The organism is Streptomyces speibonae (assembly GCF_984686075.1).
The window spans coordinates 4,317,669-4,337,040 of the sequence record NZ_OZ480260.1 but is presented as its reverse complement, the minus strand read 5'-3'; the positions used below and the strand labels follow the sequence as shown (position 1 = coordinate 4,337,040).

Annotated in this window: 19 protein-coding genes and 3 tRNA genes; 11 read left to right on the top strand and 11 right to left on the bottom strand. The window is 71.0% G+C overall.

The genetic code is table 11. From position 1 onward, the window contains the following. The first annotated feature begins 55 nt into the window (after nt 1-55). Together AC5L3C_RS19645 and AC5L3C_RS19640 are read left to right on the top strand one after the other, a co-directional pair. Nucleotides 56-130: transfer RNA gene (locus tag AC5L3C_RS19645), tRNA-Asp, on the top strand. Nucleotides 131-958: 828 nt separating this feature from the next. Then, nucleotides 959-1,159: a DUF6274 family protein gene (locus AC5L3C_RS19640; RefSeq protein WP_493650105.1), complete on the top strand. Its 201-nt coding sequence runs from the start codon at nt 959-961 to the stop codon at nt 1,157-1,159. A gap of 416 nt (nt 1,160-1,575) precedes the next feature. Here AC5L3C_RS19640 and bldC read toward each other — a convergent pair whose 3' ends face one another. Both bldC and AC5L3C_RS19630 read right to left on the bottom strand, forming a co-directional pair. Continuing rightward, entirely contained in the window at nt 1,576-1,782 is a 207-nt protein-coding gene (bldC, locus tag AC5L3C_RS19635; protein ID WP_003949541.1) for a developmental transcriptional regulator BldC, read from the bottom strand. Between the two features lie 539 nt (nt 1,783-2,321). Then, entirely contained in the window at nt 2,322-3,164 is an 843-nt protein-coding gene (locus AC5L3C_RS19630) for a DUF8083 family protein (RefSeq protein WP_493650104.1), read from the bottom strand. Nucleotides 3,165-3,409: 245 nt separating this feature from the next. On the opposite strand from AC5L3C_RS19630, the gene AC5L3C_RS19625 reads away from it, so the two are divergent. Continuing rightward, on the top strand, nt 3,410-4,498 hold the full coding sequence (locus AC5L3C_RS19625; RefSeq protein WP_125505498.1) for a Leu/Phe/Val dehydrogenase: 1,089 nt from the start codon (nt 3,410-3,412) through the stop codon (nt 4,496-4,498). 318 nt (nt 4,499-4,816) lie between these two features. Then, entirely contained in the window at nt 4,817-5,065 is a 249-nt protein-coding gene (locus AC5L3C_RS19620) for a DUF3073 domain-containing protein (RefSeq protein WP_125505497.1), read from the top strand. Between the two features lie 132 nt (nt 5,066-5,197). On the opposite strand, the gene purM is transcribed toward AC5L3C_RS19620, so the two are convergent. From purM to purS, 9 genes are all read right to left on the bottom strand, one after another. Continuing rightward, nucleotides 5,198-6,277 carry a phosphoribosylformylglycinamidine cyclo-ligase gene (gene purM / locus AC5L3C_RS19615; RefSeq protein WP_493650103.1) on the bottom strand — a complete coding sequence of 360 codons (1,080 nt, stop codon included), beginning with the start codon at nt 6,275-6,277 and terminating at the stop codon, nt 5,198-5,200. Nucleotides 6,278-6,310: 33 nt separating this feature from the next. Next, nucleotides 6,311-7,837, bottom strand: a complete 1,527-nt coding sequence (gene purF / locus AC5L3C_RS19610; protein WP_493650102.1) for an amidophosphoribosyltransferase — start codon at nt 7,835-7,837, stop codon at nt 6,311-6,313. Between the two features lie 62 nt (nt 7,838-7,899). Next, a complete protein-coding gene (locus AC5L3C_RS19605) occupies nt 7,900-8,685 on the bottom strand; it encodes an META domain-containing protein (RefSeq protein ID WP_493650101.1) in 786 nt (261 codons plus the stop codon). Between the two features lie 50 nt (nt 8,686-8,735). Then, nucleotides 8,736-9,533: a maleylpyruvate isomerase family mycothiol-dependent enzyme gene (locus tag AC5L3C_RS19600; protein WP_493650100.1), complete on the bottom strand. Its 798-nt coding sequence runs from the start codon at nt 9,531-9,533 to the stop codon at nt 8,736-8,738. 17 nt (nt 9,534-9,550) lie between these two features. Continuing rightward, nucleotides 9,551-10,387, bottom strand: coding sequence for a M23 family metallopeptidase (locus AC5L3C_RS19595; protein ID WP_493650099.1), 837 nt, complete (start codon nt 10,385-10,387; stop codon nt 9,551-9,553). A gap of 33 nt (nt 10,388-10,420) precedes the next feature. Further along, nucleotides 10,421-10,903 carry an ArsR/SmtB family transcription factor gene (locus AC5L3C_RS19590; RefSeq protein ID WP_493650098.1) on the bottom strand — a complete coding sequence of 161 codons (483 nt, stop codon included), beginning with the start codon at nt 10,901-10,903 and terminating at the stop codon, nt 10,421-10,423. A 155-nt stretch (nt 10,904-11,058) separates the two neighbouring features. Further along, nucleotides 11,059-13,317, bottom strand: coding sequence for a phosphoribosylformylglycinamidine synthase subunit PurL (gene purL, locus AC5L3C_RS19585; RefSeq protein WP_493650097.1), 2,259 nt, complete (start codon nt 13,315-13,317; stop codon nt 11,059-11,061). Then, on the bottom strand, nt 13,314-14,018 hold the full coding sequence (gene purQ / locus AC5L3C_RS19580) for a phosphoribosylformylglycinamidine synthase subunit PurQ (RefSeq protein WP_493650096.1): 705 nt from the start codon (nt 14,016-14,018) through the stop codon (nt 13,314-13,316). Before purQ ends, purL begins: the two co-directional genes overlap by 4 nt. Continuing rightward, nucleotides 14,015-14,278 carry a phosphoribosylformylglycinamidine synthase subunit PurS gene (purS, locus tag AC5L3C_RS19575; RefSeq protein ID WP_006133353.1) on the bottom strand — a complete coding sequence of 88 codons (264 nt, stop codon included), beginning with the start codon at nt 14,276-14,278 and terminating at the stop codon, nt 14,015-14,017. The genes purQ and purS overlap by 4 nt, the downstream gene beginning before the upstream one ends. A 352-nt stretch (nt 14,279-14,630) precedes the next feature. Between purS and AC5L3C_RS19570 the strand changes: the two genes are divergently transcribed. From AC5L3C_RS19570 to AC5L3C_RS19540, 7 genes are all read left to right on the top strand, one after another. Continuing rightward, nucleotides 14,631-14,948, top strand: a complete 318-nt coding sequence (locus AC5L3C_RS19570) for a histone-like nucleoid-structuring protein Lsr2 (protein ID WP_125505488.1) — start codon at nt 14,631-14,633, stop codon at nt 14,946-14,948. 162 nt (nt 14,949-15,110) lie between these two features. Continuing rightward, a tRNA-Gly gene (locus AC5L3C_RS19565) sits at nt 15,111-15,182 on the top strand. An 80-nt stretch (nt 15,183-15,262) separates the two neighbouring features. Next, nucleotides 15,263-15,335: transfer RNA gene (locus AC5L3C_RS19560), tRNA-Gly, on the top strand. A 177-nt stretch (nt 15,336-15,512) separates the two neighbouring features. Beyond that, the gene (locus AC5L3C_RS19555) at nt 15,513-16,475 is read left to right on the top strand and encodes an ABC transporter ATP-binding protein (protein ID WP_493650095.1); all 963 of its coding nucleotides are present in this window, start codon (nt 15,513-15,515) and stop codon (nt 16,473-16,475) included. Then, entirely contained in the window at nt 16,472-17,248 is a 777-nt protein-coding gene (locus AC5L3C_RS19550) for an ABC transporter permease (protein ID WP_493650094.1), read from the top strand. The genes AC5L3C_RS19555 and AC5L3C_RS19550 overlap by 4 nt, the downstream gene beginning before the upstream one ends. 39 nt (nt 17,249-17,287) lie before the next feature. Further along, nucleotides 17,288-18,739, top strand: a complete 1,452-nt coding sequence (locus tag AC5L3C_RS19545; RefSeq protein WP_493653941.1) for a sensor histidine kinase — start codon at nt 17,288-17,290, stop codon at nt 18,737-18,739. After that, nucleotides 18,736-19,356 carry a response regulator transcription factor gene (locus AC5L3C_RS19540; RefSeq protein ID WP_125505485.1) on the top strand — a complete coding sequence of 207 codons (621 nt, stop codon included), beginning with the start codon at nt 18,736-18,738 and terminating at the stop codon, nt 19,354-19,356. The genes AC5L3C_RS19545 and AC5L3C_RS19540 overlap by 4 nt, the downstream gene beginning before the upstream one ends. The last annotated feature ends 16 nt before the right edge of the window (nt 19,357-19,372 follow it).

Genomic DNA, 19,372 nt, shown 5'->3' with positions numbered 1-19,372 from the left:
GGCTCCTGTACAGTCTCTTCTCGCAGCGCAACGCAGGAATGGCGCTGCGAAACCAGGTCCTGTGGAGCAGTTTGGAGTGCTCGCCACCCTGTCAAGGTGGAGGCCGCGGGTTCAAATCCCGTCAGGACCGCATCGCTGGAAGGCCCGCATCCCCACAGGGGACTGCGGGCCTTCGTCATACCCGCCCCGCCCCCGAGGCCGCGCCCCGCGGCGGAGCCGCGCATGAACACAGCAAATCCCGTCAGGACCCCACCACACCAAGGCCCGCACCCGCTAGGCACTACGGGCCTCCGTCACACCCGCCCCGCCCCCGAGGCCGCGCCCCGCGGCGGAGCCGCGCAAGAACACAGCAAATCCCGTCAGGACCCCACCGCACCAAGGCCCGCACCCGCTAGGGATTGCAGGCCTTTCGTACCCTCGGCCCGCTCCCCCGAGCCGCGTACAGACACAGCTGTTCCGTCAGGAGCGCACCGCACCAAGGCCCGCGCCCGGAAGGGACCGCGACGCCTTCGGCATACCGGTCCCGCGCCCCGCGGCGGAGCCGCGCACAGCAGATCCCGTCAGGATCACGCCGTCCGAGAAGGCCCGCCCCACAAAGGTCCCGTCCCGCAGCCGAGCCGTGTACGGACGCAGCGTCCGGTCAAGACCGCACCTCCCAAAGGCCCGCCCCGGCAAGGGATCGCGGGTCTTCGGTCCACCCGGGCCGCCCTCAAGCCGGCGTGCCGCCGCGGAGTCGCGCGGCGGCGTCGAAGGGGGTTCGGGGGCGGAGCCTCCGGGGCCGGGACGGGAAGGGGCGGCGGGGGCGAGAGAGACCCCCCGGGACGGACTTCCGCCGGGCGTCCGGGGTTTGCGGCGCTGTGCGCCCGCCAGTGCGCCTCGCGCCGTCTTGACGGCCCCGTCACCCCCCGGTACCCCAAGAAGCAGGGCACGACTCCGTGTGGCCCCCTGGAGGTGGCGTATGGCGGCATCGGCTAGGCACGAAACGCGGGCCCTGCTCCGCGCACATCTGTCCGCCGCGTCGTCCTACCGGCATCTGACCCGTCACTGCCCCATCTGCCACCGCCTGTTGCGACTGGCGCTGGACTCCCCGCCCGGCTCCCCCTCCGCCCCGCCGGAACCACCCCGGGAACAACCCGCCCCCAAGACCCGTTCCCTCTAGCGCATATGCCATCGGCTCAACAAGCCGACTGGTATGTGACGGGTGTCACCGCATGAGTTTTCAGAGGTGCGGCACTTACACCTCTCCTACAACGGGTCAATTTAATATGTGCAATTGCACTCTCGCCGCCCCCTCGGACAGTTCCGCTCCCCAGAGTCCGACAACCCCGCGCACAGACCGTCCCCCCGCCCCACGGGAGCACACCGCCGGCCCCCACCAGCGCACAAAAAAGATCGCGCTGGACCCGGCGGAGTCCAGCGCGATCGACGACGCACCCTGTGTTCAGTTGCCTGTGAAGCTCTGATCGGCTTGGGCGAAGGGCCTGTTGGGGCAGTCCCCGCGTCGCTTGGAGCCAGTGTTCCCGGGCGTCTCGACCAGTGGGGGACCAGTCGGTTCTGCCCGGTTCATGCAGTTGTTCAGGCCTCGCTGCGCTGCTGCGGAATACCCGCGAGCAGTGCGCGAACCTCGGCTTCGCGGTAACGGCGATGCCCGCCGAGCGTGCGGATCGACGTGAGCTTGCCTGCCTTCGCCCAGCGCGTGACCGTCTTGGGGTCGACGCGGAACATGGTGGCGACCTCAGCCGGGGTCAGCAGCGGCTCGGCATCAGGGGTGCGAGCGGTCATGAGCGGCCTCCTCGGGAGAACCGAACCTTCTCGGTTCTTTCCTCTAAATTCTGCACCTTGACCCGCGTTGCCCGAAATGGCGGACGCGAGTCGAGTCGGTTATAGGACGAACGGCTTGTCCTCGGCACTACAACTACACCATCTGTCCAGCCACGTCGGCCAAACCGATGGAATTGCCCTCCCAGGTGTTCATCAGCCGCGGAAGCCGATGGACCATGCCATAGCGGACAGTCACGCTGCTGTGACGATCAGTCACAGCAGCGATCAGGAGTCACCAGACCCCCCAAAGCGTGCAATGCTGAGATTCCGCCCATAGTCGAGCACAGCAGGACGGAGGAGCCCTCCCCGGACTCCTTGTCCTATTTTGGCATGAGGGTGGGCAAGGGGCGCAAGGGCCGCGTACGTGCGGTCCGTCACGCTTGACGCGCTTGAGCCATACGCCCGGATCGACAACTACGTCCGTTCTCGGGCCCTCGCTGACAGAACCTCAGACACCTCAGAGCGAAGACAAAACCCCAAGAAGGGCGTTTGGTCAAACGTCAGTTCGCCGAGCGCAGGTCACGCACCGCCCGCCAGCGCTCCACGAGCCGCCCGTAGGCCTCCCCCGCGCCCTCCCCGTCGCCCCTCCGCAGCGCCGCGATCCCCTCGGCCACGTCCGCCGCCGAGTGGTCGTCCTCGAGCGTGCCGGCCGGCAGGGCGTGCACCAGTCCGCCGTAGTCCAGCTCCACCAGCGAGCGCGGGTGGAACTCCTCCAGCCAGCGCCCGACGTCCACCAGACCGTCGATGAGCAGGCTTTCGTCCATCGCGTCCCGCAGCGCCCGCAGCCCGCGCGCCACCCGCCGGCGGGCCTGGACCATGGGGGTCCGGTAGCGCAGCACGGGGGCCTCGGCCGCCGAGCCCTTGTCGTACTCCCGCTCGTCGTCCGTGAACAGCACGAACCAGTTGATCGGCACCTGCCAGGTCGAGGTGCGGATCCACGGCCGGGCGTCGGGATGGTCGGCGAGCCAGCGCTCGTAGTCCTGGGTGGCCTGGTGCCGTACGACCGGGGGCAGGAGCACGTCCAGGACCGGCAGCGGGAAGTCCTCGGCCAGCTCACCCAACGTCTGCCAGCCGCGCAGCCGGGTGCGCCACGGGCAGACGCAGACCACGCCGTCGGCCTCCAGGACGAACGCGTCGTCGCTCTCGTGCACCGGCACCGGCACCGGCGGGGTGGGCGCCAGGTCCATCAGCGACCGGCGCAGTTCGTCCTGGTAGGAGGGGCGGTCGGGGCGGCGGGCGTACCGGGCCCAATGGTCGCGTTCCGGTTCGGGGAAGGCGGCCAGCGGCTCGTACACACGCAGGTACGCCGCGTACGGGACGATCACCGAGGACACCTTGGGCACGCCTGCTCCCTCCCCCGCGGACCACCGCGAAAACCTGCCGGACCCCCGCTCGGGCGGGTGGGAAACCCATCCAAATCGTCGCACGGCGGTACTCCGGACGGAGGTGATCTCGGACACGGTGCCGCCGTCGGGCGCGGAAGGATCTACTCTCATGCCACAGCCCCCGCCACGTCCCCCTGCCACAAGCGATTAGGGGATCATCGGGAGCCGACCCCACCCGCCGCGACTACTCAGGAGTCACCACAGTGACCGACGTATCTGACGGCGTCCTGCACACCCTGTTCCGCTCGGACCAGGGAGGGCACGAGCAGGTCGTGCTCTGTCAGGACCGTGCCAGCGGCCTCAAGGCCGTGATCGCCATCCACTCCACCGCCCTGGGCCCCGCCCTCGGCGGTACGCGCTTCTATCCGTACGCCTCCGAGGAGGAGGCCGTCGCCGACGCGCTGAACCTCGCGCGCGGGATGTCGTACAAGAACGCCATGGCCGGTCTCGACCACGGCGGCGGGAAGGCCGTGATCATCGGCGACCCGGAGCAGATCAAGTCCGAGGAGCTGCTGCTGGCCTACGGCCGGTTCGTGGCCTCCCTCGGCGGCCGGTACGTCACCGCCTGCGACGTCGGCACGTATGTCGCCGACATGGACGTCGTGGCCCGCGAGTGCCGCTGGACCACCGGCCGCTCCCCCGAGAACGGCGGGGCGGGCGACTCCTCGGTGCTCACCTCCTTCGGCGTCTACCAGGGCATGCGGGCCGCGGCCCAGCACCTGTGGGGCGACCCCTCGCTGCGCGACCGCAAGGTCGGCGTGGCGGGCGTCGGCAAGGTCGGCCACCACCTGGTGGAGCACCTGCGGGCCGAGGGCGCCGAGGTCGTGATCACCGATGTGCGCGAGGACGCCGTGCGACGGATCCTCGACCGGCACCCCGAGGGCGTGTCGGCCGTCGCCGACACCGAGGCGCTCATCCGCACCGAGGGCCTGGACATCTACGCCCCGTGCGCGCTGGGCGGGGCGCTGAACGACGACACCGTGCCGGTGCTGACCGCCAAGGTGGTCTGCGGCGCGGCCAACAACCAGCTCGCCCACCCGGGAGTGGAGAAGGACCTCGCGGACCGCGGGATCCTCTACGCGCCGGACTACGTGGTGAACGCCGGCGGTGTGATCCAGGTCGCCGACGAGCTGCACGGCTTCGACTTCGACCGGTGCAAGGCGAAGGCGTCGAAGATCTTCGACACCACGCTCGCGATATTCGCACGTGCGAAGGAGGACGGGATTCCGCCGGCCGCCGCGGCCGACCGGATCGCCGAGCAGCGGATGGCGGAGGCGCGTCCGGTGCGTTGACGTGCGCGGGGCGGGCCCCCTTCCGGCCGCCTTCGTACGTTTGAGCGGTACCCGCCGGCGGGCACTTGGAGAGAACTCTCACTTCTCCCGGCGGGTCGACCGCCGATAAGTGCCAAAAATCGCGACTGACCAGCGAGAACGGGGTGTCTCGACGGACCCGGGCGCGGGCACGTCATGCGGGCGACGTACCGTATGGGCGCGGGCTCAGGTACCGTGGAAGCCCTACGGACCGGACTCTCCGCGGAGAGTCCGTTCTGGACCATGAACGCGTGTCAAGACTCTGGGGCCGTCGAGCCCCGTCGTTGAGGGGGTCGAGCCATGGGGCGCGGCCGGGCCAAGGCCAAGCAGACGAAGGTCGCCCGCCAGCTGAAGTACAACAGCGGTGGGACTGATCTCTCACGCCTGGCCGAGGAGCTGGGTGCATCGCCTACGAGTCAGCCACCGAACGGTGAGCGTTTCGAGGACGATGAGCAAGACGACGACCTGTACGCACGGTACGCCGACCTCTATGAGGACGACGACGAGGACGAGGACGGTCCGTCCTCGCAACAGCGTCGCGGCGCTTGACCTTGCGCGGAGCATGAGCCCGGTCGGTGACCTCGGTCACCCACCGGGTTCAGTGCTGCCCGGGACCGCGGGGCCGCCCTCACCACCGGGTGTGCTGCCCGCCCGTCCCCGGCGCGGGCAGCGTCCGGCTGCTCAGTTCGCGTAGTCATCGACGAGGGCCGCGCCCGTGGTGTGCTCGCCGCGGTCGGTGATCTCACCGGCCACCCAGGCGTCCACTCCGCGGTCGGCCAGTGTGGCGAGCGCCACGTCGGCGGACTCCTGCGGCACGATCGCGATCATGCCGACGCCCATGTTCAGCGTCTTCTCCAGCTCCAGCCGCTCGACCGCACCGGTCCTTCCCACCAGGTCGAACACCGGAGCGGGGGCCCAGGTGGAGCGGTCGACCGTGGCGTGCAGCCCGTCCGGGATCACCCGGGCCAGGTTGGCCGCGAGCCCGCCGCCGGTGACATGGCTGAAGGCGTGCACCTCGGTGGTGCGCAGCAGCGCCAGGCAGTCCAGCGAGTAGATCTTCGTGGGCTCCAGCAGCTCCTCGCCGAGGGTCCGGCCCAGCTCGTCGATGCGTGCGTCCAGGGCGAGCCCGGCCCGGTCCAGCAGGACGTGGCGGACGAGTGAGTAGCCGTTGGAGTGAAGTCCGGAGGACGCCATGGCGATCACCGCGTCACCCGTACGGATGCGGTCCGGGCCGAGCAGCCGGTCGGCCTCCACGACGCCCGTACCGGCGCCGGCGACGTCGAAGTCGTCCGGGCCCAGCAGTCCCGGGTGCTCGGCCGTCTCGCCGCCGACCAGGGCGCATCCGGCCAGCACACAGCCCTCCGCGATGCCCTTGACGATGGCGGCGACGCGCTCGGGGTGGACCTTGCCGACGCAGATGTAGTCGGTCATGAACAGCGGCTCGGCGCCGCACACCACGATGTCGTCCATGACCATCGCGACCAGGTCGTGGCCGATGGAGTCGTAGACACCCATCTGCCGCGCGATGTCGACCTTGGTGCCGACGCCGTCGGTGGCGGAGGCGAGCAGGGGGCGCTCGTAGTTCTTGAGGGCGGAGGCGTCGAAGAGGCCGGCGAATCCGCCGAGGCCGCCGAGGACCTCGGGGCGCCGCGTCTTCTTCACCCACTCCTTCATCAGCTCGACCGCGCGGTCGCCCGCCTCGATGTCGACGCCCGCCGCTGCGTAGCTGGCGCCGCCCTCGGAAAGAGGTGTCTGGGACATGGCTGTGAGAGCTTTCGTGTCGTCCGTCAGGGCTTACGGGCGGCGGATCGCGTCGACCGCGGCCGGGGCGGCGGTGCCGGCGGCCAGTTCGGTCTCCAGGAGCTGCTTCCCGAGGAGCTCGGGGTCGGGCAGCTCCATCGGGTACTCGCCGTCGAAGCAGGCGCGACACAGGTTGGGCTTGGCGATGGTGGTCGCCTCGATCATGCCGTCGATGGAGATGTACGCCAGCGAGTCGGCGCCCAGCGAGGTCCCGATCTCGTCGATGGTCATCCCGTTGGCGATCAGCTCGGCGCGGGTGGCGAAGTCGATGCCGAAGAAGCAGGGCCACTTCACGGGCGGCGAGGAGATCCGGATGTGCACCTCGGCGGCGCCCGCCTCGCGGAGCATGCGGACCAGGGCGCGCTGGGTGTTGCCGCGCACGATCGAGTCGTCAACGACGACCAGGCGCTTGCCCTTGATGACTTCCTTGAGCGGGTTCAGCTTCAGGCGGATGCCGAGCTGCCGGATGGTCTGCGAGGGCTGGATGAACGTACGGCCGACGTACGCGTTCTTGACCAGGCCCGCGCCGAAGGGGATGCCGGACGCCTCCGCGTAGCCGATGGCGGCCGGGGTGCCCGATTCCGGGGTCGGTATGACGAGGTCGGCCTCGACCGGGGCCTCGTGGGCGAGGCGGCGGCCCATCTCGACGCGCGAGAGGTACACGTTCCGGCCGGCGATGTCGGTGTCCGGACGGGCCAGGTACACGTACTCGAAAACACAGCCCTTGGGCTTTGCTTCCGCGAATCGCGACGTTCGCAGGCCGTTCTCGTCGATGGCGACGAACTCGCCCGGCTCGATCTCGCGCACGAAGCTCGCGCCGCAGATGTCGAGGGCGGCGGACTCGGAGGCGACGACCCAGCCGCGCTCCAGCCGGCCGAGGACCAGCGGGCGGACGCCCTGCGGGTCGCGGGCCGCGTACAGGGTGTTCTCGTCCATGAAGACGAGGCTGAAGGCGCCCCTGACCTTCGGCAGGACCACGTGCGCGGCCTGCTCCACGGTCACCGGCTCGCCGTCGGCGGCGCGCTGGCCGGCGAGGAGGGCGGTGATCAGGTCGGTGTCGTTGGTGGCCGCCACCTTGGGGGCGCGCCCGTTGTCCTGGGGGAGTTCGGCGACCAGCTCGGCGAGCTGCGCCGTGTTGACCAGGTTGCCGTTGTGGCCGAGCGCGATGGATCCGTGCGCGGTGGCGCGGAACGTCGGCTGGGCGTTCTCCCACACGGAGGCACCCGTGGTCGAGTAGCGGGCGTGTCCGACCGCGATATGACCCTGGAGCGAACCGAGCGAGGTCTCGTCGAAGACCTGGGACACCAGTCCCATGTCCTTGAAGACGAGGATCTGGGAGCCGTTGCTGACCGCGATTCCCGCGGATTCCTGGCCCCGATGCTGGAGGGCGTAGAGCCCGAAGTACGTGAGCTTGGCGACCTCTTCGCCCGGAGCCCAGACACCGAAGACGCCGCAGGCGTCCTGAGGGCCTTTCTCACCGGGGAGCAGGTCGTGGTTGAGTCGTCCGTCACCACGTGGCACGTCTCCGAGTGTAGGCGAGATCGACCACTGGTCCGAATGCGGGATAGGAACCCCGAGGTGGATCAGCTCTGCGCGACGGCCCGTACACGGGTGCCGTTTTCGCTGGTCAGCGTGAGGGTTTGGCCGTCGATCCGGTAGCTCACGGTGCCGTTGAACAGCTTTGTCAGGGCCCGCTCGCTGTCCATGAGTGAGTCTTCGCACATCATTCGGGTCAGGCCGGGCACGCCGAGCGTGATACGCCCGTCGCGCACCGTGGCCTCGGCGTTCACGTGGTTGCAGCCGAGGCTGCCGGCGACGGTGCCCTCCTCCTGGTCGAAGGTGAGGTGGGCGCGCTTGCCGACGGCGGGGGTGGTGACGGTCCACTCCGTGCCGTGCAGCGGGCTGTCCTCGGTCCTGCTGAGGCGTACGGTGTCGCCGCCCTCGGTGGTGAGGGTGAGGCGGCCGTCGTCCACGCGGGTCCGCAGGGCGCCGTCGCCGAGGGTGCGGGCGAGGATGCCCTCCAGGTCCATGAGCTGCTTCTCGCAGGCCCGCAGGGTGGTCTCCCGGTCCTCCAGCCGGATCCGGTCGCCCTCGAAGGCGGCCCGGCCCTTGAACAGGTTGCATCCGTAGGTGCCCTCGACGCCGCCGCCGTCGTGGACGGTGAGATGCGCGCCGCCCGGGACGCGGTGGGTGGTGCCGCCGGCGGTGACACTGTCGATGCTCCAGCGGACGCCGGTGACCGGGTCCGCCGGGCCGGCGGACCCGCTGCCCGCGCCTGCCTTGTCACTGCCACAGGCGGCCGCGAGCGTGACGACGAGCGTGGCGACGGCCGCCAGGGTCATGCGCTGCTGGTGCTTGTGCCGGTCCATGCCGATGCGACGCGGCCCAGGAGCGGGCGGTTCCCCTTCCACCGGCGGGATCAGCCCAGCAGCGGCAGATACGGGCCGAGGTCGGCCCGCTCTCCACTGGAGCTGACCAGGGCGTCGGCCACGGCGTCGGGCCAGGCCGTCCGCCCCGCGGCCAGCCGGATCCAGGTGAGCGGGTCGGTCTCGACGACGTTCGGCGGGGTGCCCCGGGTGTGCCGCGGCCCCTCCACGCACTGCACCACCGCGAACGGCGGCACCCGCACCTCGGTGGAACCGCCCGGCGCCTTCTGGGCGAGCGCGTCGGCCAGCAGCCGCGTGCAGGCGGCCAGGGCCTGACGGTCGTACGGGACGTCCAGGCCGAGGACGGCGGCGTTCAGGTCGTCGGTGTGCACGACGAGCTCGACGGTGCGGGTGACCACGTAGTCGTCCAGCGGCAGCGCGCCCGCGCTGGTGAAAAGCAGCCTGCTGCCCGGGTGGGTGCCGAGCCGGGCGGTGAAGCGCTCCTCGACGTCCGCGAGGCGGGCGTCGGGGTCGGGGTGATCCGCCGCGAGGCGGCGCGCGGTGGCGGAGATGGCGTCCGCGTCGGCGGCGATGGCGGACGGCCAGTCGGTCGCCCGCGCGTCCTGCCGTGCCGGCTCGGGCTCGTCGAGCAGCCGGTCCACCGCCGTCAGCGCCATCCCGATGTGCGCGACCAGCTCCCGTACGGTCCAGTCGCCGAGCCGCGTCGGCAGGGCGAGCTGCTCGGGGGTGAGCGTGCGCACCGCCGCCCGGACGTTGCCGAACTGGGCCAGGACGGCGGCGCGGGTCCTGGCGGGGTCGTAGGAGCGGGGGCGTTTCTTGGCCGGTGGCATGGCGGCAGCCTAGGCCGTCACGCGGACACGGCCGGAGCCGGACCGGGGACGTCGAACACCTCGCCGTTGCGGGGGACGGGCATGCCGTGCCAGGCGAACGGTATGCCCCGCGCGGTGTCCGGGTCGGGGCCGTCCATGAGCTGGAAGTGCAGATGCGGCTCCGTGGAGTTGCCGGAGTTGCCGACCCGGGCGAGGGTCTGCCCGGCGCGCACCTTCTCCCCCTCGCGGACGGTGAGCGAACCGCGCCGCAGGTGGGCGTAGGCCGCGTACGTACCGTCGCCGAGGTCCAGCACGAGGTGGTTGCCGAGGATCCTGCGGACCCCGGACAGCTCGCGCAGCGATCCCTCGATCAGCATCAGGTACAGCAGCGTGGGCAGGGAGGTGCGGCTGAGATGGTCGCGCTGCCGGTCGTCGGCCCGCACGACCGTGGCGTCGGCGACCGCGTGCAGCGGGGCGCCGTACGCGGGGAAGGCGGAGCTGCGGCGGGCGAGCGGCCACAGGAGGGAGAACCGGGGGCGGGCGCCCGGCTCGGGCTCGGCGACGAGATCGATGGCGTAGGTCTGGCCGTAGGCGTGGACACCGTGGCTCGGGGTGCGGTCGGCCGGGCTGTTCAGCGCGGACCATCGGCCGGTGACGGGCGGGGCGACCTCGACGGGCTCGCGGGCGGCACGCGGGGCGTCCGGGGCGCCGCCCCACCGGTTCACCGTGATGATCAGGGCGTACGCCAGGCCCAGGGGCAGCAGGTTCCACCAGATGCTGTGGTCCCAGCCGAAGGCGATGTGGGCGATCACCAGCCCGATGAAGGCGAGCTGGAGGCCGCGGAACGCGGCCATGGCGAGTTTGCGTGCGGACATGGTCTCCCCCTTGTCCTCGGTGCCGGGCGGCGGTCAGGGGCGCGCCGCCGACAGCGTCACCAGCAGTGGTACGACCCGGCCGGGCGGCACCTCGTAGCGGCCGCGGCCGGTGGTGTGCAGCCAGCCGGTGCCGGTGAGCTGGCGCAGATGGTGGTAGATCTGGCCGGTGGTGCCGATCCCCTCCAGTTCCGCCAGCTCCGCGGCGCTGCGCCGGCCGCCGACTATCTCGCGCAGCAGGCGGAGCCGCACGGGATGGCCGAGTGCGGCGAGCGCGTCGGCGGCCTCCGGCCACTCGATGTTCAGCAGCCCTTCGGTGAGCGCGCCGTGCTGCCACTCGTACTGCTCTCCGGTCGGCATCCGGACCGCTCCGGTGAACAGCACTCCTCCGTCCTCCGCTCTCAGCTCGGCGAGCTGCTGCTTCAGCCCTTCCAGGGCCCAGAAGTCGCCCTCACCGAAGCGAGGGGCGGCCCGCTCCGTCGCCTCGAGCGCCGCCAGCCGGCGCTCAAGGCTCGTCATTCGCTCTTCGAGTTCCACAGGTTCGAGATTACGTAACTACGTAATCCCGCGCAAGAGCCTGTGGACGAGCACAGCCGCACGGTCCCCGAACACGTCGCAGCCCCGCCCGGCGGACCGGGCGGGGCTGCGTTCGAGAGGGTGCGAGAGGCGGGCGGTCAGGCCAGCAGGGCCGGAATCGTCGCCTCGTGGACCTCGCGGAGTTCGGCGAGGGAGAGGGCGAACTCGCCCTGCACCTCGACCGTGTCGCCGTCCACGACGCCGATGCGGGTGGCCGGCAGGCCGCGCGCACCGCACATGTCGTTGAAGCGGACCTCCTCCGAGCGCGGCACCGCGACGACCGCGCGGCCGGCCGACTCGGAGAACAGGAAGGTGAACGCGTCGAGCCCGTCGGGCACCACCAGACGCGCGCCCTTGCCGCCGAGCAGCGCCGACTCGACGACCGCCTGGATCAGACCGCCGTCCGACAGGTCGTGCGCGGAGTCGATCATGCCGTCGCGGGAGGCGGAGATCAGGATCTCGCCCAGCAGCCGCTCACGCTCCAGGTCCACCTTCGGGGGCAGGCCGCCGAGGTGGTCGTGGACCACCTGCGCCCAGGCCGAGCCGCCGAACTCCGCACGGGTGTCGCCGAGGAGGTACAGCAGCTGGCCCTCTTCCTGGAAGGCAACCGGGGTGCGGCGGGCCACGTCGTCGATGACACCGAGGACCGCGACCACCGGCGTCGGGTGGATGGCGGCCTCGCCCGTCTGGTTGTAGAGCGAGACATTGCCGCCGGTCACCGGCGTCCCGAGCTGCTGACAGCCGTCCGCCAGACCGCGTACGGCCTCCGCGAACTGCCACATGACGGCCGGGTCCTCCGGCGAGCCGAAGTTCAGGCAGTCCGAGACGGCCAGCGGCTTGGCGCCGGTCGTCGCCACGTTGCGGTACGCCTCCGCCAGGGCCAGCTGCGCACCCGTGTACGGGTCGAGCTTGGCGTAGCGGCCGTTGCCGTCGGTGGCGATCGCGACACCGAGGCCCGACTCCTCGTCGACGCGGATCATGCCGGAGTCCTCGGGCTGGGCCAGCACGGTGTTGCCCTGCACGAAGTGGTCGTACTGCTGGGTGATCCACTGCTTGGACGCCTGGTTGGGCGAGCCGACCAGCGTGCGGACCTGCTCCTTCAGCTCCTCGCCCGTCCGCGGGCGGGGCAGCTTGTTCGCGTCGTCCGCCTGGAGCTCGTCCTGCCAGGACGGGCGGGCGTAGGGGCGCTCGTAGACCGGGCCGTCGTGGGCGACGGTGCGCGGGTCGACGTCCACGATCTTGCCGCCGTGCCAGAAGATCTCCAGCCGGTCGCCGTCGGTCACCTCGCCGATGACGGTGGCGATGACGTCCCACTTGTCGCAGATCGCGAGGAAGCGGTCGACCTTGTCGGGCTCCACGACCGCGCACATGCGCTCCTGCGACTCGCTCATGAGGATCTCCTCGGGCGAGAGCGTGGAGTCGCGCAGGGGGACGTCGTCCAGCGTCACGCGCATGCCGCCGGAGCCGTTGGAGGCCAGCTCGGAGGTGGCGCAGGACAGACCGGCGGCGCCCAGGTCCTGGATGCCGACGACGAGCTTCTCGGCGAACGCCTCGAGGGTGCACTCGATGAGGAGCTTCTCCTGGAAGGGGTCGCCGACCTGCACGGCGGGCCGCTTCGACGGCTTGGCGTCGTCGAAGGTCTCGGAGGCGAGGATCGACGCGCCGCCGATGCCGTCGCCGCCGGTCCGGGCCCCGTACAGGATGACCTTGTTGCCCGCGCCGGACGCCTTGGCGAGGTGGATGTCCTCGTGCCGCATGACGCCGATGGCTCCGGCGTTGACCAGCGGGTTGCCCTGGTAGCAGGCGTCGAAGACGACCTCGCCGCCGATGTTGGGCAGGCCCAGGCAGTTGCCGTACCCGCCGATGCCGGCGACCACGCCCGGCAGGACGCGCTTGGTGTCGGGGTGGTCCGCGGCGCCGAAGCGCAGCGGGTCCACGACGGCGACCGGGCGGGCGCCCATGGCGATGATGTCGCGGACGATGCCGCCGACGCCGGTGGCCGCGCCCTGGTAGGGCTCGACGTAGGAGGGGTGGTTGTGCGACTCGACCTTGAAGGTGACCGCGTAGCCCTGGCCGACGTCGACGACACCGGCGTTCTCGCCGATGCCGACGAGGAGGGCGTCGGACTCGGGGGCCTTCTCGCCGAACTGGCGCAGGTGGACCTTGCTGCTCTTGTACGAGCAGTGCTCGGACCACATCACGGAGTACATGGCGAGCTCGGCGCCGGTCGGGCGGCGGCCGAGGATCTCGACGATCCGCTCGTACTCGTCCTTCTTGAGGCCCAGTTCTGCCCAGGGCAGCTCGACGCCGGGCGTGGCGGCCGCGTGCTCGACGGTGTCCAGGGGCGTGCGGCTCATGCGTTGACCAGCTTCTTGAGGATCGACGTAAAGAACGGCAGGCCGTCGGTACGGCCCGTACCGATCAGCGGATCGACGGCGTGCTCGGGGTGCGGCATCAGGCCGACGACGTTGCCGGCGGCGTTGGTGATGCCGGCGATGTCGTTGAGCGAGCCATTCGGGTTGCCGCATCCGTCAGCGGCTTCGCCGCGGGCCACGTAGCGGAAGGCGACGCGGCCCTCGGCCTCCAGCTCGTCCAGGGTCCGCCGGTCGGCGACGTAGCGGCCGTCCATGTTCTTCAGCGGGATGTGGATCTCCTGGCCGGCCGTGTAGTCGGTGGTCCAGGCGGTCTCCGCGTTCTCCACCCGCAGCTTCTGGTCGCGGCAGATGAAGTGCAGGTGGTCGTTGCCCAGCATCGCGCCGGGGAGCAGGTGCGCCTCGGTGAGGATCTGGAAGCCGTTGCAGATGCCGAGCACCGGCAGTCCGGCCCTGGCCTGGTCGATGACGGTGCCCATCACCGGCGAGAAGCGCGCGATGGCTCCGGCGCGCAGATAGTCGCCGTACGAGAAACCACCGCAGAGCACCACGGCGTCGACCTGTTTGAGGTCCTTGTGCTTGTGCCAGAGGGCGACGGGTTCGGCGCCGGCGACACGGATCGCGCGCCGGGTGTCCCGGTCGTCGAGGCTGCCCGGGAAAGTGACGACGCCAATACGAGCGGTCACTTCGCGGCCTCCGCGACTTCCTCGACCCGTACAGTGAAGTCCTCGATCACGGTGTTGGCGAGGAAGGATTCCGCAAGATCGTGGATACGGGCGAGCGCGGCCTCGTCGACCGGCCCGTCAACTTCCAGTTCGAATCGCTTTCCCTGGCGGACGTCCGAGATCCCTTCGAAACCCAGTCGCGGCAGTGCGCGCTGCACCGCCTGGCCCTGGGGGTCGAGGATCTCCGGCTTGAGCATGACGTCGACTACGACGCGTGCCACTGGCACTCCCGGTGTGTGGTGCTGAGCAGGTTCCTTCAGACTACCCGCACAGAATTTCTACGCGGGTAGAGTTGTAGGAATCTACGTGAGCACCATCACGATCCGGCATCGCGGGGAGGCGACTGGGAAAAGATCCGGGAAAGATCCACGATCGCCCGCACATCTCTATTGCGCAGCGGACACGCGGACAGATTTAGTCGGGCTTCACATTCCAATGCCGGGCACTGTACAAATGAATTGTCATTAGCAGATACTTTGCCCGATTACAGGCGGACAGCCGACATCTCGGCGACGTACCGGCACGTCATCAGGACGGCCGGGCGAGAGGTTTCGCACGAAGGGACCGATATTCGTGGCGCAGAAGGTCGTGGTCACTCTCTTTGACGACATCGACGGCTCGGAAGCGGCGGAAACGATCGCCTTCGGACTGGACGGCAAGTCGTACGAGATCGACCTCAATGAAACCAATGCCAGGAAACTGCGGCAGGCGCTCGAGCCCTACGTGGACGCCGGCCGCAAGCGCTCGCGCTCCGGCAAGGCCTACCGGCAGACGCAGGTCGCCCCCGACCCGTCCGCCGTGCGCGCCTGGGCGCAGGCGAACCGGATGGACGTCCCCGCGCGGGGCCGCATCCCCAAGAAGGTGTACGAGGCGTTCGCCGCGGCGCAGTGACCCGGCCGGGTGGCCGCCTTCGGGGCACGCGGCCGGGCGATCCGCCCGACGGCCGGTCACCCGCCCTGTGCGTCAACCGACTTGCGCAGCACCCCCGCTGATCAGCTAGAGTCTGGAGCACGCCGAGGGGCAAGGCCGAAAGGCCCGGCCCACGGAGTACATGCGGGTGTAGTTCAGTAGTAGAACATCCCCCTTCCAGGGGGAAGGCGCAGTGTGCAATTCCTGTCACCCGCTCTGCATCGCCGTACCGACGACCCCGGTCGATCGGGTACGCTGGTGACTGCACCGATCGGTGAGAGCCGGTCGGAGGCAATGCGGACGTAGCTCAGTTGGTAGAGCGCAACCTTGCCAAGGTTGAGGTCGCGAGTTCGAGCCTCGTCGTCCGCTCGGGAGAATGACCCCGGTCCCCCGGACCGGGGTCTTTTCGCATGTCCGGAGCCGCCGCCCTGCTGCCCTGTCCGGAGCCGCCGCCCGTTCGCGGACCCGCCGCCGTCTGACATTTGTCATGTCCGGTGGTGACAGCACGCACTGCCCGCGCGCCCCGGCGACCGGGATGCTCGAGGCATGGAAGCGAACGAACACGAACACGTGATTGAGGTCACCGACCTGCGACGTGTCTACGGGGGCGGGTTCGAAGCGGTGTGCGGCATCGACTTCTCCGTACGGCGCGGGGAGGTCTTCGCCCTGCTGGGCACCAACGGCGCGGGCAAGACCTCCACCGTCGAACTCCTCGAGGGACTCGCCGCCCCGGCCGGCGGGCGGGTCCGGATCCTCGGCCACGACCCGTACACCGAACGTGCCGCCGTACGCCCCCGCACCGGTGTGATGCTCCAGGAAGGGGGCTTCCCCTCCGAGCTGACCGTCGCCGAGACCGCCCGGATGTGGGCGGGCTGTGTGAGCGGCGCCCGGCCCGAGCGGGAGGTGCTGGCCCTGGTCGGCCTGGAGTCGAAGGCCGGTGTGCGGGTGAAGCAGCTGTCCGGCGGCCAGCGGCGCCGTCTTGACCTCGCGCTCGCGCTGCTCGGCGACCCCGAGGTGCTCTTCCTCGACGAGCCGACCACCGGGCTCGACCCCGAAGGCCGCCGGGAGGCCTGGGACTTGGTCGGCGCCCTGCGCGAGGCCGGGACGACCGTGCTGCTCACCACGCACTACCTGGAGGAGGCCGAGTACCTCGCCGACCGGCTCGCGATCATGCACGAGGGCCGCATCGCCGTGACCGGCACCCCGGCCGAGGTGACCGCCACCGAGCCGTCCCGGATCTCCTTCGAACTGCCCCACGGCTATCACGTGGGCGATCTGCCGCCGCTCGCCGCACTGGGTGTGAGCGACCACACCACCGACGGCCGGACCGTCCGGCTGCGCACCCACGAACTGCAGCGCGCCGCCACCGGACTGCTCGTGTGGGCGCAGCAGGCCGGGGTGGAGCTGCGCCGCCTCGATGTGCGCTCGGCGTCCCTGGAGGAGGCCTTCCTGTCCATCGCCAAGGACGCCTCCGCGGACGCGGCGGCGACGAAGGAGTACGCGTCATGAGCACGACCGTGACCACACCGATGAGCCGGATGACCGCGCTCGCCCGCGCGGAACTCACCCTGCTGGTACGGAGCAAGGGCACGCTCGTCACCGCCCTGTTCGTGCCGCTGGTGCTGCCGGTCAGCGCCCACCAGGCGGCCGGGGAGATGGACCTCGCCGAGGCCGGGCTCACCATCGGCGAGATGGTGCTGCCGGCCGCCATCGGCTTCTCGCTGCTGTTCGCCGTCTACGCGGCGCTCGTCGGCTCCTTCGTCGCCCGCCGCGAGGAGCTCGTCCTCAAGCGGCTGCGCACCGGGGAACTGCGGGACGCCGAGATCCTGGCCGGGGCCGCGCTGCCCGCCGCCGCGACCGGCCTGGCCCAGTCGCTGGTGCTGGCGGCCGGCTGTGTCGCCCTGCTCGACATGAAGACTCCGCCGGCCGTCCATCTGTCGGTGCTCGGCGTGCTCCTGGGCCTGGTGCTGTGCACCGCGCTCGCGGCCCTCACCGCCGCCTTCACCCGCACCAGCGAGAGCGCGCAGGTCACGACGCTGCCGCTGCTGTTCGTGTCGGCGATCGCCTCCGGGATGATGATCCCCCTGGAGATCCTGCCCGACCGCATCACCTCCGTCTGCGAACTGCTGCCCCTCACCCCCGTCATGACCTTGGTGCGCGGCGGCTTCACCGGCGACCTGTCGGCGTACTCGGCACTGGGAGCCGTGGCGACGGCGGTGGCCTGGATCCTGCTGTCGGTGTTTGCTGTACAGCGCTGGTTCCGCTGGGAACCGAGGCGCTGACACGGTCGGGAGCGGGAACGGGAACGGGGACGCGTGAAGATGAACAGGCCGGGCGGCTGGTGGCGGCGCAAGAGCACACCGGCGAAGTTCGAGACGTACACGCGGTGGTCGTTCCACGGGCTCGCGCTGACCGAGTTCTCGGTGGCCGGCGGGATGATGCTCGGCCAGATCGGCTCGCGGCCGGCGGCGCTGCTGCTGGCCGTCACCGCCCTGCACAGCGTGGCGTGCGCCGTCACCGCCTCGCGGGCCCTGGACTGGCATCGCGGCCAGCGGGACCGTCCGGTGCGCACCCTGTGGGCGTTCGGCGCGACGACGGCGGTGATGGCCCTGGCCGCGCTCGCCGTCGCCCGGTACGGCCCCGGCGGCGAGGTCGAGAACGCCGCGGGCGGGGTCTTCGGGCTCGTGACGGTCTTCGGCGCCGGGACGGCCGGCGTCGGTGTGCACGGGTGGCGGCGGGTGTCCGCCGTGACGGCGGGCCTCGCGGTGACCACGGGTGCCGCGTCCGCCGCCGCCGGACTGCCCTGGGCCGTCGCGCTGGTCACGGCGCTGCTGGTGCTGGCCGGCGGCGGCTTCTTCGCCTTCACCTACGCCTTCTCCGCCTGGCTGCTCAACGCCGTCTACGAACTCGACGACGCCCGCGAGACCCGCGCCCGGCTCGCCGTCGCCGAGGAGCGGCTCAGGTTCGGGCGCGATCTGCACGACGTGATGGGACGCAATCTCGCGGTGATCGCGCTGAAGAGCGAGCTGGCCGTCCAGCTGGCGCAGCGGGAACGGCCGGAGGCCGTGACGCAGATGGTCGAGGTGCAGCGCCTCGCCCACGAGGCCCAGCGGGAGGTGCGCGAGGTGGTGCGCGGCTACCGCGAGGCGGACCTCACCACCGAACTCGCGGGCGCGCAGGGCGTGCTGTCCGCCGCCGGCATCGACTGCACCGTCACCGGCCCGGTGACCGGATTCCCCGCACCGGTGCAGTCCGCGCTCGCCTGGGTGGTACGGGAGGCGGCCACGAACGTGCTGCGGCACGGCGACCCGCGGCGGTGCGCGATGGAACTGCGGGTACGGGAGGGGCACGTGGTGCTGACAGTGGAGAACGACGGGGTGCCGGAGAGCGGCGGCCCGGGCGGCCGGGGGTCCGGACTGATCGGGCTGCGCGAGCGGCTGGCGGAGATCGGGGGCACGCTGCGGGCCGGGCCGGCCGGGGACGGGCTGTTCCGGCTGACCGCCGAGGTACCGCTGCCCGCGCATCCGGGCGAGGCTCCGCCCGGCGCCGTACCGGCCCCTCTTTCCTCGCCCGAGGAGACGTCGGGGCCCGAGGAGACGTCGGGGCCCGGAGAGACGTCGGGGCCCGGAGAGACGTCGGGGCCCGAGGAGACATCGGCGCCCGAGGAGACGTCGGCCTCCGGAGAGACATCGGCGCCCGAGGAGACGTCGGCCTCCGGAGAGACATCGGCGCCCGAGAAGACATCCGTTCCTGCGAGCGAGGCTGCATCGTGACGAGCTCCCGGCCCGTGCGGCTGCTCCTGGCCGACGACGAACACCTGATCCGGGGCGCGCTGGCCGCGCTGCTGTCGCTCGAGGACGATCTGACGGTCGTCGCCGAGGCGGCCTCGGGACCGGAGGCGCTGGCGATGGCGCGGGCGCACACCCCCGACGTCGCCGTCCTGGATCTCCAGATGCCCGGCGCCGACGGTGTGAAGGTCGCCACATCCCTGCGGACGGAGCTGCCCGACTGCCGGGTGCTGATCGTGACCAGTCACGGGCGGCCCGGCCATCTGAAGCGGGCGCTCGCGGCGGGGGTGCGCGGGTTCGTCCCCAAGACCGTCAGCGCCCAGCGGCTCGCGGAGATCATCCGCACGGTCCACGCGGGAAACCGTTACGTCGACCCCGAGTTGGCCGCCGACGCGATCGCCTCCGGAGACTCCCCGCTGACCGCGCGGGAGGCCGAGGTGCTGGAGCTCGCGGCCGACGGGGCGCCCGTGGCGGAGATCGCCGAGCGGGCCGCGCTGTCCCCGGGGACCGTGCGCAACTACCTCTCCTCGGCCGTCTCGAAGCTCGGCACGGAGAACCGCCACGCGGCGGTGCGCCTCGCACGGGAACGAGGTTGGGTATAGTGGTTCCCGCGCCACG